The 25,829-nt window shown below is 69.7% G+C and carries 27 protein-coding genes; 16 read left to right on the top strand and 11 right to left on the bottom strand.

Annotation, left to right across the window (positions count from 1 at the left end):
- Position 1: 1 nt before the first annotated feature.
- Positions 2 to 829, top strand: coding sequence for an SCO6745 family protein (locus L942_RS39890; protein WP_037370494.1), 828 nt, complete (start codon positions 2 to 4; stop codon positions 827 to 829).
- A gap of 59 nt (positions 830 to 888) precedes the next feature.
- The gene (locus L942_RS39895; protein WP_037370495.1) at positions 889 to 1,299 is read left to right on the top strand and encodes a hypothetical protein; all 411 of its coding nucleotides are present in this window, start codon (positions 889 to 891) and stop codon (positions 1,297 to 1,299) included.
- Positions 1,300 to 1,301: 2 nt separating this feature from the next.
- Here the strand turns inward: L942_RS39895 and L942_RS39900 are convergent, their stop codons facing one another.
- Positions 1,302 to 3,002 carry a DUF1003 domain-containing protein gene (locus tag L942_RS39900; RefSeq protein WP_037370497.1) on the bottom strand — a complete coding sequence of 567 codons (1,701 nt, stop codon included), beginning with the start codon at positions 3,000 to 3,002 and terminating at the stop codon, positions 1,302 to 1,304.
- Between the two features lie 281 nt (positions 3,003 to 3,283).
- Between L942_RS39900 and L942_RS39905 the strand changes: the two genes are divergently transcribed.
- Positions 3,284 to 3,658 carry a hypothetical protein gene (locus L942_RS39905; protein WP_051166560.1) on the top strand — a complete coding sequence of 125 codons (375 nt, stop codon included), beginning with the start codon at positions 3,284 to 3,286 and terminating at the stop codon, positions 3,656 to 3,658.
- On the opposite strand, the gene L942_RS44715 is transcribed toward L942_RS39905, so the two are convergent.
- Positions 3,618 to 4,334, bottom strand: a complete 717-nt coding sequence (locus L942_RS44715; protein ID WP_158684605.1) for a hypothetical protein — start codon at positions 4,332 to 4,334, stop codon at positions 3,618 to 3,620. The genes L942_RS39905 and L942_RS44715 overlap by 41 nt on opposite strands.
- Positions 4,335 to 4,405: 71 nt before the next feature.
- Here L942_RS44715 and L942_RS45965 point away from each other — a divergent pair, with 71 nt between their 5' ends.
- Positions 4,406 to 4,531 carry a hypothetical protein gene (locus L942_RS45965; RefSeq protein ID WP_268745767.1) on the top strand — a complete coding sequence of 42 codons (126 nt, stop codon included), beginning with the start codon at positions 4,406 to 4,408 and terminating at the stop codon, positions 4,529 to 4,531.
- A gap of 479 nt (positions 4,532 to 5,010) precedes the next feature.
- Complete coding sequence (locus L942_RS39910; protein WP_037370499.1) at positions 5,011 to 5,499, top strand: DinB family protein; 489 nt, start codon at positions 5,011 to 5,013, stop codon at positions 5,497 to 5,499.
- A gap of 12 nt (positions 5,500 to 5,511) precedes the next feature.
- Here the strand turns inward: L942_RS39910 and L942_RS39915 are convergent, their stop codons facing one another.
- On the bottom strand, positions 5,512 to 6,834 hold the full coding sequence (locus tag L942_RS39915; RefSeq protein WP_037370501.1) for an outer membrane protein assembly factor BamB family protein: 1,323 nt from the start codon (positions 6,832 to 6,834) through the stop codon (positions 5,512 to 5,514).
- A 170-nt stretch (positions 6,835 to 7,004) separates the two neighbouring features.
- Here L942_RS39915 and L942_RS39920 point away from each other — a divergent pair, with 170 nt between their 5' ends.
- Together L942_RS39920 and L942_RS39925 are read left to right on the top strand one after the other, a co-directional pair.
- Positions 7,005 to 8,522: a molybdopterin-dependent oxidoreductase gene (locus L942_RS39920; RefSeq protein WP_051166561.1), complete on the top strand. Its 1,518-nt coding sequence runs from the start codon at positions 7,005 to 7,007 to the stop codon at positions 8,520 to 8,522.
- Positions 8,523 to 8,586: 64 nt separating this feature from the next.
- Positions 8,587 to 9,255 carry a fasciclin domain-containing protein gene (locus tag L942_RS39925; RefSeq protein WP_037370502.1) on the top strand — a complete coding sequence of 223 codons (669 nt, stop codon included), beginning with the start codon at positions 8,587 to 8,589 and terminating at the stop codon, positions 9,253 to 9,255.
- A gap of 54 nt (positions 9,256 to 9,309) precedes the next feature.
- On the opposite strand, the gene L942_RS39930 is transcribed toward L942_RS39925, so the two are convergent.
- The 6 genes from L942_RS39930 to L942_RS39955 are packed head-to-tail and all read right to left on the bottom strand — an operon-like array spanning position 9,310 to position 15,838.
- Complete coding sequence (locus L942_RS39930; RefSeq protein ID WP_051166562.1) at positions 9,310 to 10,659, bottom strand: MFS transporter; 1,350 nt, start codon at positions 10,657 to 10,659, stop codon at positions 9,310 to 9,312.
- On the bottom strand, positions 10,649 to 11,053 hold the full coding sequence (locus L942_RS39935) for a RidA family protein (RefSeq protein WP_051166563.1): 405 nt from the start codon (positions 11,051 to 11,053) through the stop codon (positions 10,649 to 10,651). The genes L942_RS39930 and L942_RS39935 overlap by 11 nt, the downstream gene beginning before the upstream one ends.
- A complete protein-coding gene (locus tag L942_RS44720) occupies positions 11,050 to 11,688 on the bottom strand; it encodes a hypothetical protein (RefSeq protein ID WP_037370503.1) in 639 nt (212 codons plus the stop codon). Before L942_RS44720 ends, L942_RS39935 begins: the two co-directional genes overlap by 4 nt.
- Positions 11,689 to 11,738: 50 nt before the next feature.
- Positions 11,739 to 12,728, bottom strand: coding sequence for a membrane dipeptidase (locus L942_RS39945; RefSeq protein WP_037370504.1), 990 nt, complete (start codon positions 12,726 to 12,728; stop codon positions 11,739 to 11,741).
- Positions 12,729 to 14,381: a hypothetical protein gene (locus L942_RS39950; RefSeq protein ID WP_037370506.1), complete on the bottom strand. Its 1,653-nt coding sequence runs from the start codon at positions 14,379 to 14,381 to the stop codon at positions 12,729 to 12,731.
- Positions 14,378 to 15,838: an aldehyde dehydrogenase family protein gene (locus L942_RS39955; protein WP_037370507.1), complete on the bottom strand. Its 1,461-nt coding sequence runs from the start codon at positions 15,836 to 15,838 to the stop codon at positions 14,378 to 14,380. Before L942_RS39955 ends, L942_RS39950 begins: the two co-directional genes overlap by 4 nt.
- A gap of 113 nt (positions 15,839 to 15,951) precedes the next feature.
- On the opposite strand from L942_RS39955, the gene L942_RS39960 reads away from it, so the two are divergent.
- From L942_RS39960 to L942_RS44725, 6 genes are all read left to right on the top strand, one after another.
- Positions 15,952 to 16,830 (top strand): LysR family transcriptional regulator, encoded by an 879-nt coding sequence (locus L942_RS39960; RefSeq protein ID WP_037370509.1) that lies wholly within the window; start codon positions 15,952 to 15,954, stop codon positions 16,828 to 16,830.
- 7 nt (positions 16,831 to 16,837) lie between these two features.
- Entirely contained in the window at positions 16,838 to 17,740 is a 903-nt protein-coding gene (locus L942_RS39965) for an RNA polymerase subunit sigma-70 (protein ID WP_037370510.1), read from the top strand.
- 69 nt (positions 17,741 to 17,809) lie between these two features.
- Positions 17,810 to 18,373, top strand: a complete 564-nt coding sequence (locus L942_RS39970; protein ID WP_037370512.1) for a dihydrofolate reductase family protein — start codon at positions 17,810 to 17,812, stop codon at positions 18,371 to 18,373.
- Between the two features lie 174 nt (positions 18,374 to 18,547).
- A complete protein-coding gene (locus L942_RS39975) occupies positions 18,548 to 19,816 on the top strand; it encodes a cation:proton antiporter domain-containing protein (RefSeq protein ID WP_037370513.1) in 1,269 nt (422 codons plus the stop codon).
- Between the two features lie 172 nt (positions 19,817 to 19,988).
- A complete protein-coding gene (locus L942_RS39980; protein WP_037370514.1) occupies positions 19,989 to 21,086 on the top strand; it encodes a glycosyltransferase in 1,098 nt (365 codons plus the stop codon).
- A gap of 23 nt (positions 21,087 to 21,109) precedes the next feature.
- The gene (locus tag L942_RS44725) at positions 21,110 to 21,271 is read left to right on the top strand and encodes a hypothetical protein (protein WP_158684606.1); all 162 of its coding nucleotides are present in this window, start codon (positions 21,110 to 21,112) and stop codon (positions 21,269 to 21,271) included.
- 468 nt (positions 21,272 to 21,739) lie between these two features.
- On the opposite strand, the gene L942_RS39990 is transcribed toward L942_RS44725, so the two are convergent.
- Entirely contained in the window at positions 21,740 to 22,639 is a 900-nt protein-coding gene (locus tag L942_RS39990) for an NmrA family NAD(P)-binding protein (RefSeq protein WP_037370516.1), read from the bottom strand.
- A gap of 94 nt (positions 22,640 to 22,733) precedes the next feature.
- Here L942_RS39990 and L942_RS39995 point away from each other — a divergent pair, with 94 nt between their 5' ends.
- Positions 22,734 to 23,294 carry a TetR/AcrR family transcriptional regulator gene (locus L942_RS39995; RefSeq protein ID WP_037370518.1) on the top strand — a complete coding sequence of 187 codons (561 nt, stop codon included), beginning with the start codon at positions 22,734 to 22,736 and terminating at the stop codon, positions 23,292 to 23,294.
- A 161-nt stretch (positions 23,295 to 23,455) separates the two neighbouring features.
- Positions 23,456 to 24,337: an aminoglycoside phosphotransferase gene (locus L942_RS40000; protein WP_106965207.1), complete on the top strand. Its 882-nt coding sequence runs from the start codon at positions 23,456 to 23,458 to the stop codon at positions 24,335 to 24,337.
- Here the strand turns inward: L942_RS40000 and L942_RS40005 are convergent.
- A complete protein-coding gene (locus L942_RS40005) occupies positions 24,334 to 24,711 on the bottom strand; it encodes a MerR family transcriptional regulator (protein ID WP_037370521.1) in 378 nt (125 codons plus the stop codon). The genes L942_RS40000 and L942_RS40005 overlap by 4 nt on opposite strands.
- A gap of 60 nt (positions 24,712 to 24,771) precedes the next feature.
- On the opposite strand from L942_RS40005, the gene L942_RS40010 reads away from it, so the two are divergent.
- A complete protein-coding gene (locus tag L942_RS40010; protein ID WP_081655415.1) occupies positions 24,772 to 25,782 on the top strand; it encodes an MFS transporter in 1,011 nt (336 codons plus the stop codon).
- Positions 25,783 to 25,829: the final 47 nt, after the last annotated feature.

Here is a 25,829-nt window from a genome sequence, read left to right on the forward strand (position 1 = left end):
GATGACAGCCACCGCCCGGCGCATGTTCGAGCTTCTGGAGCCGATCTGCCTCGTCACTTTCTTCGCCGACGAGTGCAACGCCGAACTCGCGGCGCTCGGCCACCGCACCTACTGGGACGGCTACTTCGCCAGCCGGGCCGCCCCGTTGGGACGGGTGCCGGCCGAGGTGGTCCACGCGGCTTTCTACAACTTCGCCGAGGGCGAGGTCGCGCGGCACATCCCCAGCGCGTGGGAAACAATCCCGCCCGAGGCGTCCGTCGCCGCGCGGGAACGGGGCAGCGCGGCTTCGGTGCGCCGGATTCTCGGTGCCGAACTGGCCAATTCCGCGGAGCTGGTGCGCGCCGCCGACCTGATCACGAAAGCCGCGACGAGCGCGCCCACCGATGGGCGGGTGATGTTCGCTGCGATGCGGACCCGCCCGGTGCCCAGCGATCCGGTTGCCCGGCTGTGGCATTCCGCGACGATGCTGCGCGAGCACCGAGGGGACGGGCACATCGCCGCGCTGGTCAGTGCGCGGATCGGCGGCGGGGAGGCGCACCTTCTGTCCGCGCTGGACATGGGCATTCATCCGCCGGAATCGTTCGGGCGGGTCCACCACCTGCCGAAGAAGCGGCTGGCCGCGATCATGAACGGCTTGCGCGAACGCGGTCTCGTCGACGCCGAGGGCCGGTTCACCGACGCGGGCCGCGAGTTGAAGCAACACATCGAGAGCTTGACCGACGAACTCGCCGCCGCGCCGTACGAAGCCCTGAGCGCCGCCGAACTCGACGAACTGCTCGCGGCACTGGAACCGATCACGGCGAAGCTGGTGGCCGCCGGATCGCGCTGACGTAACGAGCGCGCACCTCGGTGCGACTTCGGAGAACCCGAGTCACAACGAGGTGTCTCATGTCCATCGCCAAAGCCTTCGCCACCACCACTCCGGCGGCCGAACCGACGAGCGGCAACCTCGGCGACGCGGCGCCGGCGGGCACGAAGAACGTCAGCGACTTCGTCACGGTTCAGTCGCTGACCAACTTCGCCGCCATGACCGGCGCGATTTCCGCGGCCTGGGGCGGCGCGCAACGGCTCTGGAATCCCTTGCACGGCCAATGGTTTCCGTTCACGCTCTGCGCCCTGTTCGGCCTCGTGTCGCTGCTCGCTTCACGGCCGGGCGAGAAGGCACTCGACGCGAACGGCACCCCGCTGCCCAACCAGGCGGCACCGATCGTCCGTTGGCTCCAGCCGGCGTTTATCGCGCTGGTCAACGTCTTCGTGCTCTACGGAGCAGTCGTGGGAGCGGTCACCGCGATCAAGTGACCTCAGTCGTGTCGCGCGGCCAGGCGGACGGCGTCCATCGCCGCCACCTCCTTGGGCGTCCGGCGTTGCGCGCCCACCCCGAGGAAGCCGCCTTCCTGGTTCACTTCGGCGACGACGGTAGCGATCTCCACGAGGAATTCGCGGAAGTCCGGCAGCTCCGCCGGTGCGCTGCGGGCGACGATGGCCGCGGCGGAGCGGATGGTCTTTTCCGCGTACGGCAGGTATTCGGCGTATTTGACGCCCGGCCGCAGGCCCGTGTCGAAGGCCGACGAGGCGGCGACCTCGCGGATGAACCGCCTCGGATGCGCGACGCTCGCCTCCCGCAGGGTTTTGACCAGCGCGAACATTTCGTCCGAATCCACGCCGCCCACGGAAAGCCCCACCAGGATTCCGGACGCCATCATCGCCCGTTGCAGCGTCGCCCATTCCTCGGCGGTGAAATCCTCCTCGCCCGCGCCGCCGCGAGCGCGCCCGTCGCGGACCACCTGCATGCCGACGCTGGCCACCAGTCCCGGGATGCTGCGCGCGAGGTGAAGTTTCCACGCCCGCGCCGGTTCCGGCAGGTCGTCCCAGCCGACCAGATCCGGGTCCGCCCCGCCGCCGGAGGGCTGCTCGGACCGCCACCGGTCGTGCTCCTGCTGAGCCAGCAGCAGGACCTCGTCGTCGCCGAACACGACCGTGAGGTCAGGGTCGAAGGCCGGCACCATCACGCAGCCGACCAGCGCCAGATGTTCGCCCAGCTGCCGGGCTTGCGCGCGAGTGACCGCCTTGCGCTCCTCGGGGGCCTGGTCCCAGCGGGGCGGCACCCGGGCGTGGACGGTCCGCTGCGCTTGGCCGTCGACGTCGTGGATGGCGCGCGCGAGGTCCTCGATGAGCTCGCCGCGCGTGTAGCGGCTGAGGTCCTCGATGAGCCAGTCCTGTGCTTCGAGCCGGGCCTTCATCCGGCGGCATTCGTGCAGGATCGCCTCGCCGTTGAGGAACGTCTGCTCGGACCGCCGGTCGCCGGCCTGGCCGAGCACGCCCTGGCCGACCATGATCACGATCATGAAGATCAGCTGGACCAGGGTGGACAGGAAGGTCATGAACGCGAACGGGTACGGGTCCAGCCGCTGCACGCCCAGCGCGGCCAGGCCCATCCACACCACCTGCGTCCCGGCGGCCAGGTAGAACGCCCACATGCTGCCGAGCCGCTGCGTCAGCCACGCCGCGATCCGGCCGTTGACGCTCACCGCCTGGTCGAGCGCCTGCGGCGGCCGCTGCACCCGGTGCTGCTGGATCCACGGATGCGGGCTCGACTCCAGCAGGCTCACGCCGCGGCTGAGCACCCGGTCGTGCCGGTCGAGGTGCCGCTGCAGGTCCGCGATCTGCTCGAAGACGGCCTCGGCGTTTTCGTAGGTCTGCACCGAACGGCGGTCCGCCGCGCCGCCGAGCACCCGCTGGCCGACCAGGATCACCAGGCACAGCACCAGCTGCACCACGTTGTCCAGGAACAGCAGGAAGGCGAACGGGTACGGATCGACCGCGCGCAGCGGGCCCCACGTCGCCAGCGCCATCCATCCGGCGACGAGCGCGAGGACGACGTACAGCGCGGGCATCGACCCGACCGCGCGAGTCAGCGCGGCCGCGAACGCGCCGTTGAACCCGACCTGTTCGTCCGCGGTCGTGGCCGGACGCCGCAGCCGCGTCCGCAGGCGGCGGTTCACCCGATCCGTCCGAATTCGGCGGCCGTACCGATTTTCCGGCACGCTTTCGTTCGCTGCCTGGATCCGCGCCGCGCCACCGTCGAGCCCCTTCCCGCTCCGAGCCGGTTTCCGCGCCCAGTATCCCGGTGCGTCCCGAGAGGGGTCCACGGCGCCCGCTTCACTGTCCACTGAGGACTGCTCGGGCGGCGCGGAATCGCACCCCGGTCCGGGCCGCCGCGTTTTCCGGTTCAGGCCCGCCGGCCATGCTTTAGCCTCGTCCGGTGGACCGGGGAGGCTACCGAATGGCACTGGAATTCCGGGGGCTGGGCGAGGTCGGCGCGGCCGCAGACGGCGAGGTGCGACGCCGGGCGTTCAAGAAGGCGCTGCACGGTTGGATCGACTACCACCTCGATCCAGGCACCATGCTCGGCCAGCAGGATCCGTTCGTCGGTGCCCTGCGCGCCACCGACTGCAAGGTCTACGAGTTCGACACGTGGCCCACAGTGGAGGACGTGGCCGCGCTGCTGGGCGAGCTGTCCGGGAAGCTACTGGCCGAGGCCGACCACGTGCCCGGAGCCACGGTCGCCGCCGTCGAGGTCCAGGAGACGCACGTCAACCGGGCCGGATCGTGTTCGGCTAGCGCTGCCGACGTGCCAGAAGCGCGACAGCCAAACTGACAGCGACCCCCGCCGCGACGACCGGAACGACTATTTCCGTGCTCGTCGCTGTGATGGAGCCAGGCCGCCAATACGGGTACAGCGCGGAGGCCACTCGTTCTTTTGCCTCTTGAGAGTTCTTGACCTCGCCCACACGTAGCTCTTTACGGGTATCTGCGGCTACCGAGACAAACCCGACGCTGGCGGCGAGCAGAATCGTGGAGGAAGCTCCACCCATGGTCGCTTTGTCGTCGATGTCAAGTCCACGCGCTACTGCGCCAAGCAGCATTGCAAGAAGAATCATCCACCAGTAGGCAGCGAACTTTCGCAGTCCAGTCTGGACGCTGACCAGCGTCTCAGGTCGCCCCAACTCGACCGCTCCGACGTAAGTGTCGACCAGATTCATGCTGAGCACGACCGTCACCACACCGTAAAAAATGCCAACGACCGCCGCGACTCGGTCCGATGGCGACGAGACGAGGTACTCCGGCGCTGCCACGTACGTGACCACAGGGACGAGGAACGCCACGACAAAGACCAGGCCGCCATACTGGACGAAGCGTGCCGTGGATAGTGCGAATCTGTCGATTCCGGTCGCCGTCGCCAGAACTTCGGGAGGCAAGCGCCTGCGCCAGCGAACCGACGACCTGAATTGACGCGCGATCAGACGAGCTTTCTTAATTTGGCGGTCCCACACAAGGGAAGACGATGGCACATGCACAAGCCGCGATGTCGGAACCCTTGTCCAGTGTCCCACGTTCGGAGCATTTGACCACGGCAAGCGGCTGGGGAGCAGCGAACACCCCGGACCCCACTATCGACGACGTGTGGGACGACGAACGGAGGGACAGCGAGCTGGCCGCCGACCTGTTCAAGCACGGCATGTCGCTGTGATCGACCATCGCGCAGCAGGTGATCAAGTTCCTCGGGCTGGTCATGACCTACGACCCGGGCCGGACACAGAACTGGGTCGCGCCCGCGTCCAGGGCGGCGGCCGGGGTGCTCAACGCCGCCACAAAAGTCGACGTGGACGCCATCCTCACTGACTCCGACCAGGTGGTCGACGACCTCAAGGACAGGTTCGAGACGCACTCCGATTGCCGCGAACAGGAAATCGCGGCATCGGAGGCGACGACCTTCGTAGGCTTCTACAGCGCGGAAGCACGCACAAGGCCCGCACGGTCTGGCAGCTCGCACTCGACCGGCACCGCGCGCAGGGCCGGTTCGCGGAGGTCAACTCCGTGGAAACGGCGCTGGCCGGGCTCGACGCCGGGGCAGCGGAAGCCGGCGAGGGGAACCGGGAGGGGAGCTGATTCCCGCCCGGACCTGCGCATCGCCGCGTCGCGGGGATCCGGCAAGCTGGGTCCGTGCCCATGGAATCAGTGATCGACCGCCCCGCCAAGGACCAGCTCGAATACTTCATCGACGAGCACCGCGACGCACTCCAGCACTGCCTCGACGGGCTCACCGAGGAGCAGGCCCGCCGTTCGCTCGTTGCGTCGAAGACGACGCTGCTCGGCCTGGTCAAGCACGTGACCTTCGTGGAGAAGGTCTGGTTCGACGAAGCCGTCACCGGTCGTTCGCGCGCCGAGATCGGGATCCCGGAAACGCCGGACGAATCGTTCGTCCTCGCCGACGACGACACCGTCGAGTCCGTCCAGCGGGCGCACCGCGAAGCGTGCGAGGACGCTCGCCGGGCGACCGCGTCGCTCGAGCTGACGGACCTCCTGCCCGGCAACCGGCGCGGCCCGCTGTCGCTGCGCTTCGTCTACCTGCACGTTTTGCGCGAGCTGGCGCAGCACTGCGGGCACGCGGACATCCTCCGCGAGCAGATCCTCGCGCACGGTCCGGCGGCGGAATGACGAGCCGCCGGGCTACTTCTTGACCGGGTACGCCTTGGGCGCACCGTCCTTGTCGACACCGGCCGCGGCGTACTTGCTGACCCAGTCCGGCACGAAGCCGACGCTGGTGGACAGGTCCTTGCCGGTCTTGGCGTCCAGCACGATCGGCTGCTTTCCATTGGTGTAGCCGTACAGCGCACCGTGCCAGGCGACCGTCAGCCCGCCCGGCGGGACGCGGTTCGCGGCCTGGTCCGGCAGGCTCCACAGCTTGGTCCCGGCCTTCGCGTCGTACGCGGTCAGCACGCCGGAGTCGGTGCAGGCCAGCACCGACTGCTCGTCGTACAGGCAATCGCCGTACGAATCGGGGCCCAGGTTCCGGGTGCCCTCCGCCGAGAACTTCTCCGCGCCCGTCACCGGGTCCAGGAACTTCAGGAACGCGTGGCCGGTGCTGTACTCGTTCGCTTTCAGCACCACCATCGCCGGATCGGCCGGGAGGATCTCGACCGCGCTCGACTTGGCGGCGGCGACCCATTTCTGCTGGCCGGTGGCGACGTCGAGCGCGGTCGCCTGGACCATCGAGGAGTTCTCGGCCACGTTGGAGTCGACGCCGACCACGACGTCGCCGTTCAGGCTGCCCGCGTCGTAATCCTTGCGCTCCCACAGCTGTTTCCCGGACGCCGGGTCCAGCGCGACGGTGAGCTTGTGGTCCGACTGCGCGAAGCTGGCGACCACCGCCTTGTCGGTGACCGCGACGACGTGCGTGACCGAACGGCCGCCGCTGATGCCGTACTGGTCGTCGGTGACCTTGGCGTTCGTCTGCCACGCCTTGGCCCCGGTCTCCGGGTTCACCGCGAGGACGGCGAGCGCGACATAGCCCGGGGTCGTGCCCTGCTCGGGCATCCGCAGCGGGACGGCCGCTACGGCGAGTTTGCCGGTGACCAGCGGCGGACGCGGGCCGCTCTGCTCGACGAACGGGCCGTCGTGCGCGTTCGGATCGGCGGCCGGACCCTCGATCTTGGTGTTCCACTTCTCGCTGCCGGTGAGCACGTCGACCGCGCTCAGCGAATCGGGGGCGACGAGGTAGCCGGTGCGGTCGCGCAGCGTCATGAACTTCGACGTCACCGAGCCGGCCACGTTGGCCTGCAGCGCGGTGCGGGGCAGCGAAACGCCCTTGCCGGTGTCGAACGCCAGCGGCGGATCGGCGGTGACCGCCTCCGGCTGGACGGACGAGGCGGGCGGCTGCCCGGCCGGTCCGGCCTGATCGCCGGGCAGGCCAGTCGGGGCGGAGCCGCCTCCGCACGCCGCCGCGCCGGCCAGCATCCCCACCCCGGCCGCCATGCTCACCAGTCGCCGCATCGGTCTCCCCCTTCTCCCGAGCCGGTTTCGGCTGTCCGGGAATTTAGCCGACAGACCGGCCGGATGCGCGCGATATCGCACAAATACGGCAGAAAGGGTGCCTCAGGCTCTACTCGGACGGGTGAACGACCGCGACCCATCCGCAGCCGACCCGGCTGCGAATGCCTGGCATGACCTCCCGTCTGCGGATCCTCCCGGCAGCACTGTCCGGTGTGCTCGCCCTGGTCGCGGCGCTCGCCGCCGGGCACCTGGCGGCGTCGTTCGGCAACATCAACGCTTCGCCGTACCTCGCGGTCGGGAACGGAGCCATCGATCTGACGCCGCTGCCGCTGAAGGACTTCGCGGTGCGGACCTTCGGCACATACGACAAGACCGTCCTGCTCGGCGGCATGGCGGTGGTGTTGCTGCTCGCGTCCGCCGCGGCCGGATTGCTGTCTCGACGAGCACCGTGGCCGGGCCTGGCGATCATTGTCGCGTTTGGACTGATCGGCGGCGTCGCGGTGGCCGCGCGGCCGGATCTGACCACGGTCGCGTTGCTGGCGCCCCTGGCCAGTTTGGTGGTCGGAGCGGCGGTTTTCCTGCTGCTGCACCGACTTGCGGCCCGGCAGCAGACGACGGACTCCTCGCGGCGGTCCTTCCTGCTCGGCAGCCTCGGGACCGTCGTCGGGGCGGGAGTGCTCGGCGGGGCCGGAGAGGCGATCAGCGGCACCCGGGACGCGAGCGCCTCCCGGACGGCGATCGGGCCGCTCGTGCCCGCGGTTTCGGCCCCGCCGATTCCCGCCGACGCGGACTTCGCCAAGCTCGGGACCCCGGCGTTCCTCACGCCCAACTCGAACTTCTACCGCGTCGACACCGCCTTGTCGGTGCCGCAGGTGCGCGCGGAGGACTGGAGCCTGCGGATCCACGGGATGGTCGAACGGGAAGTCCGCTACCGCTACCGCGATCTCCGCGACCGGCCGCTGGTCGAACGCACCGTGACGATGACCTGCGTGTCCAATGAGGTCGGCGGCGACTACGTGTCCACTTCGAACTTCATCGGCGTCGATCTCGCCGATCTGCTGGCGGAAGCCGGGATCCGGCCGGGTGCGGAGCAGCTGTTCTGCTCCAGTGTGGACGGTTGGACCTCCGGCACGCCGGTCGCGGCCGCGCTGGACCGTTCGCGCGGCGCGATGCTGGCCATCGGGATGAACCGCGAACCCTTGCCGCTGGAGCACGGCTTTCCCGCACGGCTGGTCACGCCCGGGCTTTACGGGTATGTCTCGGCGGTCAAATGGGTGGTGGACATCGAGGTCACCACCTGGAAGGCCCGGCAGGCGTACTGGCTCCGGCGCGGCTGGAGCGAGCAGGCGCCGATCAAGACCGAATCGCGGATCGACACGCCCAAGGGCTTCGACAACGTTGCCGCCGGGACGGTGCGGATCGCCGGCGTCGCCTGGGCGCAGCACACCGGGATCGCCAAGGTGGAGATCAAAGCGGACGGCGGGGAGTGGCAGCCGGCCACGCTGTCCGCCGAGGTGAACCCGAATACCTGGCGAATGTGGTGGACGCAGATCTCGGTGAAGCCCGGTACGCACCAGGTCTTCGTGCGCGCGACCGACAAATCCGGCTACACCCAGACCGAAGCCCGCGCGGGAACCGTGCCCAATGGGGCGACCGGATGGCATTCCACGACTTTCCTCGCTTCCTGACCAATCCGCCGCCGATCCGGCGCCGAATCCCTGCTGAACAATCCACTGTGAACGGAGAATTCCCGTGAAGACCCTTCGCCTCGCCGGTATCGGCGCCGCTGCCGCCCTCGCCCTCACCGCGTGCGGCACCGGCAACGACAACAACGCCTCGAGCGGCAGCAGCCCGTCGGCGATGCCGTCCTCGGCTCCGATGTCCGCGCCGATGTCCAGCAGCAGCAGCTCCGGCGTCACCACCAACGACCAGGTCTTCGGCCCCGCCTGTTCCCAGCTTCCGCAGGGCAGCGCGCCCGGTTCGCTCGACTCGATGGGCCCGCAGCCGGTCGCGTCCGCCGCCTCGACGAACCCGCTGCTCACCAAGCTGGTCGCGGCGGTCAAGGCCACCAACCTGGTCGACACGCTCAACAGCCAGCAGGCCATCACCGTCTTCGCTCCGGCCGACCCGGCGTTCAACGCGCTCGGCGACGCGAAGTTCAAGGAGCTGGCGGGCAACCCGAGCCAGCTCGCGCCGATCCTGCAGTACCACGTGGTCGGCAAGCGCTACGACGCCAAGGGCCTCGAACAAGCCGGGACCGTCACCTCGCTGAACACCGCGGGCGGCCCGCTGAAGATCGAGGGTTCCGGGGAGAACATGACGGTCAACGGCGCGAAGATCCTGTGCGGGAACATCCCGACCAAGAACGCGACCGTTTTCGTGATCGACAAGGTGCTCACCCCGGGCACCAACAAGAACTGAAGCCGCCGGGCCCGGCGCACGTCCGCTGCGCCGGGCCCGGTTTCCATCCGGTCTTCAGTTCAGCGAAGAAGCGACGTGCAAATCGACGTTCTTCGTTTCCGGGGCCATGAACGCGCTCACGATCGCCCCGAGCGCGGCGATTCCGGCGGCGATGTACATCGTGGCCGAAAGCCCGAGATTGGCGAGCGACCACGGGGTCGCGAAGGTGCCGACCGCCGCGCCGATCCGGCTGATCCCGGTGCACAGGCCCACCGCGGACGCGCGGACCTCGGTCGGGAACAGTTCGTTCGGGTAGATCCATTCCAGAATGGACGGTCCGCCGTTGAACACCGCGTACACCGCGAAGGCGAGTGCGATCAGCCACAGCGCGGCGCCCGGTTGCAGCCCCAGGTAGAACAGCCCGGCCGCGGAGATCGCGAAGCCCCAGATCAGGACGGGACGCCGGCCGAGCCGGTCCACCAGCAGCAGCGCGGCGATATTGCCGACGAAGAAGAAGAAATTGATCAGCCCGTAGCCGAGATGCGACAGGTTTCCGCCGCCCAGGTTGAACAGTTCGAGGATCTGCGGGCCGAACGCGTAGATCGCGAACAGCGGGACGACCGTGCACGTCCAGAAGATCGAGATGAACACGACCCGCTTGAGGTAGCCGCCGCGCCACAACGCGGACATCGGGGTTTTGGCCTCGGGTTCGGGAAGATCGTCCAGCGTGGCGTGCTCGCCGATCGTCGTGCGCAGCACCTCCAGCGCCTCGGCGTCGCGGCCCTTGCTGTGCAGCCAGCGCGGCGATTCCGGGATGCTGGTGCGGGCGATCACGATCAGCAGCGCGGGCACCGCCGACGACAGCAGCATCCACTTCCAGCCCTGGTCCACGTTCAGCAGGAAGAACCCGACGAACGCGGCGACCGTCGCGCCGACGAACCACATCGCGTTCAGCCCGCCGACCAGCCGCGCCCGCCACGCCTTCGGCGCGAACTCGGTGACCAGCGCGGTCGCGATCGGATAGTCCGCGCCCACCGCGATGCCGATCAGCAGCCGCAGCACGAACAGCTGCGCTTCGTCGGCGACGAAGAACTGCAGCACCGAGCATACGATGATGGCGATCAGGTCGATCGTGTACATCAGCTTCCGGCCGATGCGGTCGGTGAGCGGGCCGAACACCGCTCCCCCGACGAACACGCCGACCAGCGCGGACGCGCCGATCAGGCCGGACCACAGCGAGTCCATCCGCCACTGCGGGCCGATCTGCACCAGCGCGATGCCGATGATGCTGAGGATGTAGCCGTCCAGGAACGGCCCGCCGGACGAGTACAGCGCGAGCTTGCGGTGGAAGCCGTTGAGCCGGGCCGAATCCAGGGTCGCCCGGACGACGGAGCCGCCGTTGCCCAGTACGCGGTCAGTCTTCATGTCGGTTGGTCTCCTCGCTGCCGACCGCCGCCACGGCGTCGATCTCGATGCGTTTCGTCCCCCGGAATCCGGCGACCTGGACCGTGGTCCGCGGCGGCAGGTCGATGCCGGCGAAACGGTCGAGATACGCCTGGTGGTAGGCGTCGAACTCGCCGAGGTCGGCGAGGAACACCGTCAGTTTGAGCAGCGTGCGCAGGCTCCCTCCGGCGGCCCGCAGGGTGTCCTCGAGATTGTCGAGGGCGACCCGCACCTGCTCGTCGATCTTCTCCGGGACGCTGCCGTCCCGCCGTGCCGGCACCTGCCCGCACGCCCAGATCACCCCGCCGTGCACCGCGGCACCGGCGTAGGGCCGGGGTCCGTGCGGATGCGCTACCAGGTCGCGCGGCTCGGTCATCGCCCCTCCCGGTGGTCCGGAATCAGGAACCCGCGCGCGATCGAGCACGCGAGAGTCCACAATGGAGTGTCCACGGACACGCCATGGGTCACTGCTTCGCGATACCGCTGTTTCCGTTCCGCCGCGGTGGAAACCACCTGGCCGTCGGGAACCTCGGACAGCGGGCGGATCACCAGTCCAGCGACTGGCGGACGCGGTTCCGCTGCGGCGGGAAGCCTCCGCAGCTCCCCGTCCGGAGTGACCACCCCGCGGTCCCCGCCGTCCGAAAGGGACAGAACCCGGCCAGCCCGTCCGGCGATGTCCAGCGCCGCCCAATCCAGCGCGGCAGTGCGGGCGATGCCGGGTACGACCAGCGGACCGACCACCGCGGCGGTCTCGCAGGCCGGCACGAAGGCCTGCAACGGGCCGCGAGAGGCCGGGTCGTGCGCCACGGCGTATCCGTCGCAATGCTCCAGCCGGAGGCCGACCCGCCCAGCCGGGACCCGCGCCGTCTCGGTGGCCAAGGCGTCGAGCCCGGCACCCTCGTGTACCTCGGCGGAAGCGATGATCTCGGCCAGGTACTCCGCCTCGCCGCTGCTCAGCCCCGAGGCTCGCAACGCTCGCAGCGAGACTTCGTGGAGCTCCCGCACGGACACGCGAGTCCGCACCCCTCCGGCGGCCGAGACACGCTCGGCCCGCGCCGCGGTCATTGCCCGGCCCCGGGGAACACCGTGTCGAACAGCCGGAGCCAGTTGCCGCCCAGCACCTGCGCCACGACGGTTTCGGCCAGCCCCGCTTCCAGCAGTCCTTCGGTGAGCACCGGGAAATCGGCCGGTCCGCCGAACCAGTTCGGCCACACCGGCCACTGCGGTTCCACCGGCACCGCGGCCGCGGGCCGCCACCGGCCGTTGCGCAGCCACGCGACGTAGTCCTGCGACCAGTTCCGCGTGCAGTCGCTGCCGAGCGCGACGTGGTCCGGCCCGATCTTCTCGACCAGCCGCGCGACCATCTCGCAGAACTGCCGCCGGGTCGTCTTCTCGCCGCCGATCACGTTGGGGTACAAGCAACAGCCGAGCACTCCGCCGCGCGCGGCAAGAGCCTCGATGACGTCGTCCGGCTTGTTGCGCGGCGAATCCGCGAACGACAGCGGGTTCGCGTGCGTGATCGCGACCGGCCCGGCCGAGGCGTCGATCGCGTCGCGGCTGGTGCGGTTCCCGACGTGCGACAGGTCGACCAGCATCCCGACGCGGTTCATTTCCGCGACGACGAACCGGCCGTACGCGGTGAGCCCGGAATCGTGCTCGTCGTAGCAGGCGCCGCCGACGAGGTTCTGGATGTTGTAGGTCAGCTGCGCGATCCGGACGCCGAGGCGGTGGAAGACCTCGACCATCCGGTAGTCGTCGCCGAACGGCGAGGTGTTCTGGAAGCCGAGCAGCACGGCGAGCTTGCCGTCGCGCTTCGCCTTCCGGATGTCGTCGGCGTTCTGCGCGAGGACGACCAGATCGGCGTTGTCCCGCGCGAGTTCGTACCAGTCGGCGACCGCGCGCAGTGTTTCCTGCGGGCCCTCCCAGACCGCGCAGGTCGCGTTGACGCCGGTGACGCCGCCCGCTTTCAGTTCCTCCAGGACCTTGCGGTCCCAGTTGTTGATCTGCAGTCCGTCGACGACAGTGAGGTCGCCGTGCTCCAGGGCGTCCACTCAGGACTCCTTTCCGGGCTTGCGGGTGAACAGCCAGTCGTCGTCCACTCCGGACTCGACGTCGCGCGCCCGGGGCGCGCCGGAGAACAGCGTGACGCGCAGCCAGTCGGTCGACTGCGGGCTGTAGTTCTCCATGCCGTAGAGGGCCAATTGGAACCGCTGCAGGTGCAGCGGAAGGAAATCGTCGGCGAGCAAATTCGCGCGCACCTCGCCGTAGCGGAGCCCGGCGACGGACTGCACGCGCGCGACGATGCCGCGGTGCCACGGGAACTCCAGCAGGAACTCCGCGACCGAACGGCTCGCGTCGGCGCCGGCGAGGTCGTGCCGGAGGGCGTGCACGGCGCGGGCGATGTCGATCGGATGCTCCATCGATTCGCCCGGATCCTGACCGCGCTTGCCGCGCCGCGGTTCTTCGTTGTCCTCCGCGGAGAACCAGAACCTCGCTTGCTCTTTCGGGTCGGCGAAGTCGAATTCCCGGGTCCAGCCGTACCGGTCGGCCAGCAGGTCGCGCAGCTCTCCGCAGGTCTGGCCGATCTCGACCCGCCGCCGCTGGTCGCGGGTCAGCAGGTGCTCGATCTCCGCGTCGAGCGAGTCGTCCAGCTCGACCAGGACGGTGTGCAGCACGGCCCGGGCTTCGGCGCCGAACTCGCCAGCGCGGTCGTCGAGGTCCCGCCAGCGGAAGCCGCCCGCGGGGAATTCGTTGAGCAGCCTGGCGATTCCGTCGAGCCGATCGGCCAGCTCGGGACCGGTCAGGTACGGCGCGGTCGCCAATGTGTCGCGTTCGCGGAAGTACCGGCGGGCGCGATCGAGGAGTTCGCTCGCCCGCCGGACCGAACCGGCGTCGGCCTCGGCGTCGAGGGCCCGGGCCAGCGGAAGTTCCCGCGCCGAGCACCAGGCGTCGAGGAGGTGCGGGTGGTTCACCACGAACGGGACCATGCCGAGCCCGGTCGCGTTGCCCAGGCCGAGGTACCGCCGCCATGCTCCGGAAAGCCTTGCCGCAGCGGGGTTCCGGCGGGCGGCGCAATGCTCGACGAGGTCGTAGCTGAACTCGCGCAGCAGCCACGCGGCCAGCATCTGCGCCCGGTACGGCACCCGCAGCGGCGGGATTTCGGCGAGCCGGTCGAAGTCGGCGAGACCGAACTTTCCGTTGCTGTAGAAGGCGGTGCTGCGCAGGATGTAGCAGGCGTCGCCCATCGTGGCGCAGTCCGGCTGGGCGCCGTTGGCCAGTTGAGAGACCACGTAGGCGAAGAACCGCTCGCTCCGGTTGGCCCGAGTCCACACCAGCGTCGCTGCGTCGGCCCGGCCAGCTTCCTGCCGCGGCACTTCACGCCGCAGCTCCGCCATCCGCGCGTCCGGAACTGGACCTTCCACCAGCGCGGCGGTGACATCCCAGCGTTTCGCGATCACCCGGTCCGTGCGCTCGTTTTCCTGCAGTACGGTGGAAAACACCACGAAGTGCAGCAGAGTGCCGCCGGCGTCGATCCGGTACACCGCTTCGCCGTGACCGTCGTCGTCGAACTCCCACCGCTGCGCCGAGACCGTCCAACACTCCCGCGCCGCTTGCCGAAGGAACGACCGCGCGAAGCTGTGCCGGGTGTAGCGGGCGGCGCCCAGTTCCGCCGGGGCGAGCGCCGTGTCCGCGGGCCGCGTCACGACTGTTCCCGGGGCGCGGACGTCCGCAGGTACGCGGTTTTGGTCCAGGTGAAGAATTCCGCGGCGGATTCGCCGTTCTGTTCGCGTGGCGCCGGGAACGAGGAATCCTTGAGCCCGCCGAACGGCGCGTGCACCTCGGACCCGGTGTTCGGCGCGTTGACCTTCACGATGCCCGCGTCCAGGTCGCGCAGGCACCGCCGCACCGCGCGCTCGTCGTCGGTGAACACCGCCGCGGTGAGCCCGAACCGCGTGCCGTTCGCGAGCCGGATCGCCTCGTCCAGGTCGGCGGCGCGCAGCACGGTGGCGACCGGGCCGAACACTTCCTCCTGGCTGATCGTCAGTTCGGGCGTCCCGGCCAGCAGCGTCGGCGCGACGAACGCGCCGCCCCGCGGGCAATCCGCGCGGGCCAGCACCGTCGCCCCCTCGTCGACCGCCTGCTGGATCGCGCCCTCGACCTCTTCCGCCGCGCGAGCGGACACCAGCGGCCCGATGTCGACTCCCGGCGTCGTCCCCGGTCCGACGACCAGTCCCTTGATCCGGGCGGCCAGCTCGGCGACCAGCGCGGCATAGGAGTCCCCCACGGCGATGATCCGGCGAGCCGCCGTGCACTTCTGCCCGGTGCCGCTCATCGACGCGGTGACCAGCGCCGCTGCCGCCTGCGCCGGATCCGCGTCGGGCAGGACGATCGCCGCGCTGTGCCCGCCGAGTTCGAGCTGGACCTTCGCCCCGCGCGGCACGACCGCGGCCTGGATCGCCCGGCCGACCGGCACCGACCCGGTGAAGGTGACGCCGGACAGCTCCGGCCGTTCCACCAGCTCCGCGCCGAGCGAACCGGGCGCGAGCAGCAGGTTGAGCACGCCGTCCGGAACCCCGGCCTCGACGAGGATCTCCGCGAACGCCACGGCCAGCGCCACCGTGTCGCTGGCCGGCTTCCACACCACGGAGTTGCCCCACAGCAGCGCGGGCGCGAGCTTCCACGCCGGGATCTGCACCGGGAAGTTCCACGGCGTGATCACGCCGACGACGCCCAGCGGACGGCGCACGGTCCGCACGACCTCGTCCGGGTTGCCCGACGGGTAGAGCACGCCGTCCGCGCTGCGCGCCCGTCCCGCGTGGTAGTGCAGCGTCTCGACCGAAGCGGCCACCTCGCCGCGCGACTCCGCGAGCGTCTTGCCCTGCTCCTGGGTCATCAGCGCGGCGACCGATTCGGCGCGCTGGGCGAGCAGTTCCGCGGCCCGGCGCAGCACGAGACCGCGAGCGATGATGCCTTGGCGATCCCACTCCGGCTGCGCAGCCACCGCCGCGCGCACCGCCTCGTCGAGCAACTCCGGACCGGCCTGCCGGTATTCGGCCACGAGGTGCGCGGGATCCGCCGGATCGACACTCTGCGCGACCGGTCCGTCGCCCGGAACCCACCGTCCCGCTACGAAGTGCTGCAACGACAATGCGTGATCCACGGGGTGCTCCTCGACGTTCGCGACGGTGCTTGTCTCCCCTGACGCTAAGTCGCGCGGAACACAGAGTGAAGTATCTATTGCCTACGCACTGATAAGGATCCATTATCACTGCCGTGGAACTCCGCCAGCTTCGCTACTTCGTCGCGGTCGCCGAGGAACGCAGCTTCCGCCGCGCCGCCGAACGCCTGCACCTCGCTCAGCCCGCGCTCAGCCAGCAGATCGCGAAACTGGAGAAGGAGCTCTCCGTGCGACTGCTCCTGCGGACGACCCGCAGCGTCGAACTGACCGAACCGGGCCGGGTGCTGCTGGCCGAGGGACGCCGCGTGCTCGCGGACAGCCAGCACGCGCTCAGCGCGGTGGCGCACGCCGCGCGCGGCGAACTCGGGCTGCTGCGGATCGGGTTCGTCAGCTCGGCCGCGCTCGAAATCGTGCCCGCCACGGTGCTGGAGATGCGCCGGCAATGGCCGAATGTCCGGTTCGAACTGACCGAATCGACGACCGACGCGCAAATCGCCGCGCTCGGCGACGGCCAGCTCGACGTCGGCATCGCGCGCGAGGTCGGCGAGGCGGCCGGGCTGACCGTGCACCCGCTGGGCCGCGAACGGCTGATCGTGGCCGTGTCCGAGACGCATCCGTTGGCGGACAAGGAAACCGTCGAGATGGCGGAGCTGGCCGACGAACCCTTCCTCGCCTTCCCGCGCACGCGCGTCTCGCGGCTGCACGACCACATCGAGACGCTGTGCCTGCGTGCCGGATTCCGGATGCGCGTGGTCCAGGAAGCCGTCCAATTCCCCACCATGCTCGGCCTCGTCGCCGCCGACACCGGCATCGCGATCGTGCCCAACGCCTTGCGTGCCTTGCGGCTGCCCGGGCTCCGCTACCTCGCCCTCACCGATCCCGGCGCGTTCTCCGCCATCTCCGCGATCTCCCGGACCGACCACGAGAACAATCCGGTGGTCGACCGTTTCCTCAGCGTCGCGCGTGCCGGATGATGCACCGGTGGACCTCGAACCGCACCGCGGCGAACTGACCGCCTACTGCTACCGGATGGCCGGTTCCTTTCACGAGGCCGAGGATCTCGTGCAGGAAACGCTGCTGCGCGCGTGGAAAGCCCGCGACCGGTACGACCCGGCGCGCGCTTCGGTCCGGACCTGGCTGTACCGGATCGCGACCAACGTCTGCCTGACCGCGCTGGAAGGCCGGGCCCGGCGGCCGTTGCCGTCCGGCCTCGGCGCCCCCAGCGACGATCCGGGCGCTCCGCTGCGACCGTCGATGGACATCCCGTGGCTGCAACCGTTTCCGGACGCGCGCTGCGACGCCGACACCCGCGCCGGACTGCGGCTGGCGTGGATCGCCGCGACCCAGGTCCTCCCGGCGCGGCAACGGGCGGTCGTGGTGCTCCGGTCCGTTCTGGAGTTCAGCGCGGCCGAGGTCGCCGCCCAGCTGGAGACGACTGTTCCGGCGGTCAACAGCGCGCTCCAGCGAGCCCGTGCCGCGCTCGCCGACGCGGGCGGGATGGACGACGTCGCCGAACCGGACGACGCGGAAACCCAGGCGGTGGTCGACCGGTACGCGCAAGCCTTCGAGGCCGCCGACGTCGACGCGCTCGTCCGGCTGCTCACCGACGACGCGATCCTGGAGATGCCGCCGGTCCCGCTCTGGTTCCGCGGCCCCGACGACTACGGCCGGTTCCTGCACCGCGTGTTCGAGATGCGCGGAACCGGCTGGTCCGTCCGCGGCCTCGCCGCCAACGGACAGCCCGCGCTCGCCGCCTACACCCCCGACGGTCAGCTGCACACCCTGCAGGTCTTCACCGTGACCGGCGGGCGGGTTTCGCGCAACGTCGTGTTCGCCGATCCGCGGGTGTTCGAGGCGTTCGACCTGCCGCCGAAGATTTTTTAGCCGGGACCGATGAGTTCAGCCGGGTCCGCCGGTAAGTACTGGCGACCACCGACTGAAGGGATCTTCGCCATGAGCGTCATCGTCATTGCCTTCACCACCCTCGACGGCTTCGCTTCCGACCCGGACGGCTCGTCCGGCACCCCCGGCGGCGGCTGGGCGTTCCGGCACGGCCCGGAGTCCGTCGCCGGCGACAAATTCCGCCTCGGGAGCACGCTGGACGACGGGGTTCTCCTGCTCGGCCGCAAGACCTGGCAGCTGTTCTCGGGGCTGTGGCCGCACCGCGACGACCCGTTCTCCCAGCGGATGAACGCCGTGCCCAAGCTGGTCGCCACGAGCACTCTCGCCGACACCAGCGCGTGGCAGAACTCGTCCGTCCTCGACGGCGATCTGGTCGACGCGGTGAAACGGGAAGCCCGCGACGTCGTCGTCACCGGAAGCCTGAGCGTGGTGCACACGCTCATGGCAGCGAACCTGATCGACGAGTACCGGCTGCTGACCTTCCCCACCGTCCTGGGCAGCGGCACGCGGCTGTTCCCGGAAGGCACCGGGCTCGCGCACCTGGAGTGCGTGTCGGCGGAACGCGTCGGCGCGGGGACGCTTTCGCGGTATGCGCGGGAAAATTCAGGGCGGTGAGCCGTGCTGCTGACCGGTGCTTCGGCACCGGTCAGCGGGGCACTCGCCGTGGCCAGGGCGACGTGACCTACCCCGCGAAATCCCGGGACCGACGCGGCTCCGCCGGTACCCTGTGCAGCGTCAGCGGCCGAAGACGGCTGGGCGCAACCAAAAAGCCGTGGAGCCGGACGAACGATGATTCCCGCAGTGCTGGTCCTCTCGACCGCAGTCCTGCTGCGCGCCCTCGCGGCCAGACAGCTCGACCGCTGGAACATCGCCGCGCCCGTGCTCATGGTGCTGTGCGGGGCCGCGACCGCGTCGTTCGCGAATCCGGGAAAGCTGCTCGAGCTTTTCGACACCGAAATCGCCCAGCACGTCGCCGAACTCATTCTCGCGATGCTGCTTTTCGTCGACGCCACCGAAGTCCGCGGCGGACGGCTGTGGGGACACGCTCCCGGCCTCGTCGCGCGCGTGCTGTTCCTCGCGCTGCCGCTGAGCCTCGGGCTGGCCATGCTCGCCGGATGGGCGTTCTTCCCGGAACTGTCGTGGCCGTTCCTGCTGATCGTCGCGTGCATTGTCATCCCGAGCGATTTCGCCGCCGCCGAACGCGTGGTGCGGGACAAAGCACTGACCCCGCAAGTCCGCAGCGTGCTGAACGTGGAAAGCGGATACAACGACGGATTGGTCTCGCCGCTGTTCCTGTTCGCGCTCATTCTCGCGCGCAGCGACAACACCGCGAATACCGCCGGGAAAGCACTCGCGACCGCATTGCCGTTCGCGCTCAAAGCCGTCGTCGCCGGCGGGGTGATCGGTACGGCGATCGGCCTTCTCCTGTTCTTCGCCGTCCGCTCCGGCTGGACGTCCGGGCAGGGCCGGCGCATCACCCTCCTCACCACGCCCCTGCTGACCTACGCGGCGACCGTGGCCATCGACGGCAACGGATTCGTCGCCTGCTTCGTCAGCGGGATCGCCTTCCGCTACGTCTACCGCGCCTTCGCCGCACGGCACCTCCGCACCGCGGACAGCCCCGCCCGGGAGCACTTCACCCGGCCGGCGGAGGACCTGCGGCTGCTCGAAGAGGTCACCGGAATCCTGACCATGACGATGTGGTTCGTCGTCGGCGCCGCCGCGGTGGTCATGGTGTCCTTCGGCGTGCCGTGGCAGCCGATCGTGTTCTCCCTGCTCGCCCTCACCGTCCTGCGGATCGTGCCGGTGCTGGTGGCGCTCACGCGGACCCGGATGCCGCTCCGGGACCGGTTCCTCGTCGGCGCGCTCGGCCCGCGCGGCACGACGTCGATCGTGTTCGGGCTGCTCGCGATCAACGGCCTGACCGGCGAGGAGAGCGACCTGGTGCTGACGCTGACGGTGGTCTGCGTCCTCGGCAGCGTGGTCCTGCACGGCCTCGGCTCGACGCCGCTCATCGCGCTGCTGACGGCCGCGCGGACGCACCGTCAGTCCTCGTAGTATCCACTCTCCGCAACCAGCAATCTCGGTGCTTTTCGGGCATTTCCCAGGCTTTGCTCCCCCATGTGAGTTATCTATTGAATGTTCACGTAACGTTCCGTGAGCACAGACGGAGTAAGGGGACAAGCGCGACGCATCCCCCGTCGCCGTTCCGCGCAGAGGATCCCCGCTCATGTCCGCACCCACGCTCGCCGAACCACGAGCCGGACGGCACCGTTCCGGCAGCGTGCGCGTCGTCGCCGTCATCCCCGCGCACGACGAGGAAGCGCAGATCGCGCACACCGTCGCCGCGCTGCGCGGACAGGACCGGACCGTCGACGAGGTTTTCGTGGTCGCCGACAACTGCACGGACGACACCGCCGGAGCGGCCGCGGCGGCCGGAGCCCGCGTCCGGCTGTCCACCGGCAACACCCACAAGAAGGCGGGCGCGCTGAACCAGCTCCTCGCCTGGCTGCTGCCGCTGCTCGACGAAGACGACGTCATCCTGGTCCAGGACGCGGACTCCGCTTTGGACCCCCAGTTCGTCAGCACCGCGTTGCACCACCTCGACCGCGGCTACGGCGGCGTCGGCGGAGTCTTCCGCGGCGGACCAGGCGGCGGTTTCGTCGGACACCTGCAGCGCAACGAATACGCCCGCTATGCCCGCGACGTGCACCGGCTGCGCGGCAAATGCCTCGTGCTGACCGGAACCGCGGCGATGTTCCGAGTCCGCACCCTCCGCGAAGTCGCCGCCGCCCGGCTCGCCGGACAGCTGCCCGCGGGCGACGGCAACGGCGGGATCTACGACACCACCGTGCTCACCGAGGACAACGAACTCACCTTCGCCCTGCTGCATCTTGGCCACCGGGTCGTCTCGCCCAGTGCCTGCACGCTGGAAACCGAGGTCATGACCAGCTGGAGCGCACTGTGGACCCAACGGCTGCGGTGGAAGCGCGGCGCGGTGGAGAACTGCGTCCAATATGGACTGACCCGCGTCACGTGGCGCTATTGGGGCAGGCAGCTGCTGACCTTCGCCGGCGTCCTGATCAGCGGAATCTACCTGACGACCCTGGCGCTGGCGCTTGCACAGGGCGGCCTGCACCTCAACCCGTGGTGGCTCGGCATCTCGGTGATCTTCGTGGTGGAGCGAGCGGTGACCGTGCGCTACCGCGGCTGGCGCCGGATGCTGCTCGCCGCGTCGATGTACGAGCTGGTGCTCGACTATTTCCTGCAGGCCTGCCACCTGAAGGCATACGCGGACGCGCTTTTGCGCACCCGCAAGAACTGGTGAACACCCGAGAAAGAGAGATACCCATGTACCAGAAAATCGGCGCGGCCTCGGCAGCCGGAGTGACCGGCGGACTCGCGTTCACCGGAGTGAACGTGCTGTGGCTGCTGCTGGCCGGATTCGCTTTGCTGGCAGCGGGAACGGCGATGATGCGGATCCTTCCGAAGATGCGGAAAAACGACGGGTGACAGCGTTACCCTGAGCGCTCCCGAGCACCGGAGGCGCGCATGCCGGACGAGATCGGCCGTCGCCCCTTCTGCTTCCAGGTGCACCGGGCCGCACTAAGCGAGTACGTCGCCGCGATCTGGGGCTGGGACGACGAAATCCAGCGCGGCTGCCACGACCGCGCTTTCACCACCGGCGCGCGGGGGTCAACCCCCGCGCGCACGCGTTCTACCTCCGGCAGGGTTTCCGCGAAACCGGCCGTACCGAACGGAAAATCCTCCTGGCCCGAAGCCCGGGCCAGGAGGATTGACCAGGCCGCTTCCGTCGCCGTTCCTCCGAAGTCGACCTCCGGCCCGGATCCCGTCGGCTCACCCGAGACGTGCAGCAGAAATGTTCCGCCGGATCCGCCCGTCGCGCCGCGGGTCGGAACCATCCGCTCGCCGCACCCGCCGCGGTCCAGAGCACCTGCCCGTCGGCGACACCGCCGGTGCTCAAGCCCGCATCGTCGTCTCCGCCCATTCCTCGAAACTGGTCAGCGGAATCCCGAATTCCCGCGCGAATTCCGGCCGCGCCGGCTGTCCCAGCGCGTTCAGCATCTTGTGCGAAAGCCCCATCGGCGGCATCCCCGCGGCGACGGCCTCGTCCACGGTCATGTCCGGCACCGCCAACGGCACGCCCAGCACCCGGGACAGCACCGGCGCGATCTCCGCCATCGACCGGTAATCGCTCGCCAGCTCCAGTTCGACCCGGTCGAACCGGTCCGGCTCCGCGATCGCCGCCGCGGCTGCCCGGCCGATGTCCCGTACCGCGGCCAGCGACAACCGGGTTTCCGGACGCAGGATCGTCACCAACCCGCCCTCGATGCCGCGCGGGAACAGATAATGCGCCGACGGCAGGAAGTTCTCCATGAAGAACCCCGGCTTGAGCAACGTCCACCGAGGGAAGTCCGCCGCCCGGAGCCGGCCCTGGATCGTCGCCTTCGCCTCCATTCCGGGCGTGAGAAACGCCCAGCGCTCGTCGATCCGCCCCGGCAACCCGGCACCGCTCACCGACGTGTGCACGAACTGCGGCACGTCCGCGTTTTTCGCCGCCTCGAGGAGATTCACCGCCTGGGCGACTTCGCCGGCGAAATCCGGCTCCGGCCCGCTCATGTCCGGCATCTGCACGCTGAACACCGAACGCACGCCCTTCACCGCGCGCGCCAACCCGTCGCGGTCCCGCAGATCTCCGACGACGAGTTCGGCGCCCAACGCCTCGACCGCCTTCGCCCGCGCGGTCGCCGGATCCCGGACCAAGGCCCGGACGGGAACCCCCGCCGCCAGCAACTCGCGCGCAGTCGCGCCGCCCTGCTGGCCCGTCGCGCCGACGACCAGTACCGGTGCTTCGACCATGATTCTCCCTGGACCATTAAGTGGCGGGGCCCGTCGTTTCGTGTCCGCTACGATACGGCGGGGCCCGCCACTTAGCAAACCCGGAGGTCACGCCATGCCCGGCCAGCAACGCGCGGACGCGCGGCGCAACTACGCGCGGATCCTCGAAGTGGCCGAGGCGGAGGTCGCCGCGCACGGCGCGAACGCGTCGCTGGAACAAATCGCCCGCACCGCCGGGGTCGGCTCGGCGACCGTGCGGCGGCACTTCCCGACGCGGCAGGCCCTGCTGGAAGCCGTTTCGCGGGAACGGATCGCCCTGCTGGCCGCACGCGCCCAGGAACTGGCCGGGGAACCCGACAGCCGCCGCGCGCTCCTGGACTGGCTGGACGACGTGGTCAGCTACTGCGTGACCGCCCGCGGCCTGGCCGCCGCCCTGGCATACGACACACCCGATCCGGTACACGGAAACTCCTGCTCGGCCACCCTGGCAGAATCCGCGGCCCCGCTGCTCGCGCACGCTGCCCGCGACGGGGCCGTCGCACCGGACGTGACAGTCGGCGACCTGATCGCGTTGATCGTCGGCATCACCCTGGCCACCGAACACCACCGCGACCCGGCCACCGAGGCGAGCCGCCTGTTCCGGATCGCGGTGGCGGGAATCAGCCCACGACCCTGATCGCAGTGCAGCCCTTGAACATTGGTCAGCCCGATCCTCCGGGCAACTGACTCGCCGGCACCACGGTCCTCGACGACCCGGAACCGCGAAACACGCTCAGCATTGTGCGAGGCCCCGGACTCGCCGAAGCAGTCCGCGAAGCCCTGCCTAGGATCCGATTCGTGCGATCTCGACCGTCCTTCCTCTCCGACGACACCATCACCCGCACTCTCGCCGAGAATTGGCAACCGGTCTCCGAGATCGCTTATCTGCCTTGGGGTTTCGGCGCACACCACTGGCGCGCCGACAGCTTGTTCGTCACGCTGGACCAGCTGGCGCCCCGGCACACCGCGGCATCGCTGGAAAGCACCTACGCGAGCGCCGCCGAGCTGGCCGCCTCCGGGCTGCTGTTCGTCTGCGCGCCCGTTCCGACGCGCTCCGGACGCTTCACTGTCCACATCGGAGTCGGCGCGCTCAGCGTCACCCCGCTGCTGAACGGTCGCAGGCCCGCGGAAAACGAGGTCGACAAACCGGCAATCCTCGCGGCCCTCGGTGCCCTGCACCGCGCTCCGCCACCGGCCCGCCTGCGCCATTGGTCGCCCCAAGTCGGCCCCGGCTTCGCCGACGAACTGCGCGTCCGCACCGCCGAACCGTGGACGTCCGGCCCGCTGGCCGAAAAGGCCCGCGCCGCACTGGCCGCCCGCGGCGACGCGATCAAACGCTGGAACGACCGCTACCTGGAATTGGCCGCGCTAGCCGCCTCCCGCCGCGACTCGTGGGTGCCAACCCACGGAGAACCGCACAACGACAACCAAGTCACCACTCCCGAAGGCCTCCGCCTGGTCGACTGGGAAACCCTCGCGCTCGCCCCGCGCGAACGCGACTATGCCGATCTGCCCGACACGCCCGGTCTGGACCCGGAAATGGTCGAACTCTTCGCCCTCGACTGGCGGCTCTCCGAATTGCGCGGGTATTCCGACTGGTTTTCCGCGCCGCACACCGGAACCGAGGACGACATCCTCGCCTGGGAGGGCCTGCGCGAGGAACTCGGCGCCGCGGATTAGGCGACCCGCGAGCCCGCTCGATCGGCTTCAGCCGGGGCGCGCGTGGTCGCGAGCAGTTCGTCGAGCAGCGACCGGGTGTGCAGAAGCTGGTCGATGTCGCCGGTGATCCGGCGGCGCTCCGCTTCGAGCCGTTCGCGGCAGTCGTCCAGCAGCAGGGCTTCGCCGGACAGGCAGGCCAGGATCTCGCCGATGACGTCCATGCCGAGGCCCGCGGCGAGGAGGGTCTGGATGTGCGCCACCTTGCGGATGTCCGAGTCGGCGAAGATCCGGTACCCGCTGGGAGTCCGTTCCGGCCGCAGCGCGCCCTTTTCCTCGTAGTAGCGCAGCGCTCGCACGCTGGCTCCCGTCCGGCGGGCCAACTCCCCGATCTTCACCCGGGTTCCTCCGCTCTCCGGCTTGACTCTCACGTCGACGTGAGAGTTTAGCGTGCGGGCATGCTCCGGATAGCCGTCCTCATGTTCTGCGTTTTCAGCATCACCACCGGCGAGTTTGTGGTCGCCGGGATCCTGCCCGAGGTCGCCGCCGACCTCCAGGTCACCGTCGGCACTGCCGGGCTGCTGGTCACCGCGTACGCCGTCGGCATGATCGCCGGCGGCCCGCTGCTCACCGCGGCGACCGCCGGAATCGACCGGAAACGGCTGATGCTCGCCCTGCTGGCCCTCGCGGTGCTCGGGAACACGGTCTCCGCCCTGGCCCCCGGGTTCGCGCTGCTGCTGGTGGCCCGGGTCGTCACCGCACTGGCGACCTCGACCTTCTTCGCCCAGGCGATCGTGCTCGCGGTCAGCTCCGCGCCGCCGGAACGCGCCGGGACCATGGTCGCCCGGCTGGCGTTCGGGATGAACCTGGCCATGATCCTCGGCGCGCCGATCGGCACCCAGATCGGCAGCCACTGTGGCTGGCGCGCGACATTCGCGGTGATCGCCGCGGCCTGCCTGCTCGGACTCGGCCTGGTGCTCTGGCAGCTCACCTCGCCGAGCGAGGAACGCCGGACCTCAGCGGTTTCCGAACTGCGCACGCTGCGCCGGGGCCCGGTGCTGATGTCGCTGGCCGTCACCGCCGTCGGCAACGTCGGGGTGCTCATGGTGTTCAGCTACCTGGCCCCGCTGCTCACCGAACTCGGCGGACACCCAGCCACCCGTCTGCCGGTCCTGCTCTTCGCCTACGGCATCGGCGCGACGATCGGAAACCTGGTCGGCGGCACGCTTTACGACCGCAATCCCCAGCTGTTCCAACCCCTGCTGCTCAGCCTGCTGGCCGCGGTCCTGGCCGGAAGCTGGTTCGTGGCAACCTCTCCGACGCTCACGGTGGTAGCCGTGGTGGCGATCGGCCTGCTGGGCTTCGCGATCATCCCCGGCATGCAAGCCCGAGTGATGGCGACCGCCGCCGAAGCCCCGACGCTGGCCATGGCCGTCAACGCCTCCGGTTACCAGCTAGGGCGTGTCTGACAAATATCCCGGTTGATTATTGGGATGCTGCTGCTCGTGTCGCGGTT

The sequence above is a fragment of the Amycolatopsis orientalis DSM 43388 genome (genome assembly GCF_000411975.1).
GTDB lineage: Bacteria > Actinomycetota > Actinomycetes > Mycobacteriales > Pseudonocardiaceae > Amycolatopsis > Amycolatopsis orientalis_D.

Coding starts and splice junctions, on each gene's coding strand:
- L942_RS39890 (WP_037370494.1), top strand. CDS start 2: ATGACAGCCACCGCCCGGCGCATGTTCGAGCTTCTGGAGCCGATCTGC.
- L942_RS39895 (WP_037370495.1), top strand. CDS start 889: ATGTCCATCGCCAAAGCCTTCGCCACCACCACTCCGGCGGCCGAACCG.
- L942_RS39905 (WP_051166560.1), top strand. CDS start 3,284: ATGGCACTGGAATTCCGGGGGCTGGGCGAGGTCGGCGCGGCCGCAGAC.
- L942_RS39910 (WP_037370499.1), top strand. CDS start 5,011: ATGGAATCAGTGATCGACCGCCCCGCCAAGGACCAGCTCGAATACTTC.
- L942_RS39915 (WP_037370501.1), bottom strand. CDS start 6,834: ATGCGGCGACTGGTGAGCATGGCGGCCGGGGTGGGGATGCTGGCCGGC.
- L942_RS39920 (WP_051166561.1), top strand. CDS start 7,005: ATGACCTCCCGTCTGCGGATCCTCCCGGCAGCACTGTCCGGTGTGCTC.
- L942_RS39930 (WP_051166562.1), bottom strand. CDS start 10,659: ATGAAGACTGACCGCGTACTGGGCAACGGCGGCTCCGTCGTCCGGGCG.
- L942_RS39935 (WP_051166563.1), bottom strand. CDS start 11,053: ATGACCGAGCCGCGCGACCTGGTAGCGCATCCGCACGGACCCCGGCCC.
- L942_RS39970 (WP_037370512.1), top strand. CDS start 17,810: ATGAGCGTCATCGTCATTGCCTTCACCACCCTCGACGGCTTCGCTTCC.
- L942_RS39975 (WP_037370513.1), top strand. CDS start 18,548: ATGATTCCCGCAGTGCTGGTCCTCTCGACCGCAGTCCTGCTGCGCGCC.
- L942_RS39980 (WP_037370514.1), top strand. CDS start 19,989: ATGTCCGCACCCACGCTCGCCGAACCACGAGCCGGACGGCACCGTTCC.
- L942_RS44725 (WP_158684606.1), top strand. CDS start 21,110: ATGTACCAGAAAATCGGCGCGGCCTCGGCAGCCGGAGTGACCGGCGGA.
- L942_RS39990 (WP_037370516.1), bottom strand. CDS start 22,639: ATGGTCGAAGCACCGGTACTGGTCGTCGGCGCGACGGGCCAGCAGGGC.
- L942_RS39995 (WP_037370518.1), top strand. CDS start 22,734: ATGCCCGGCCAGCAACGCGCGGACGCGCGGCGCAACTACGCGCGGATC.
- L942_RS40010 (WP_081655415.1), top strand. CDS start 24,772: ATGCTCCGGATAGCCGTCCTCATGTTCTGCGTTTTCAGCATCACCACC.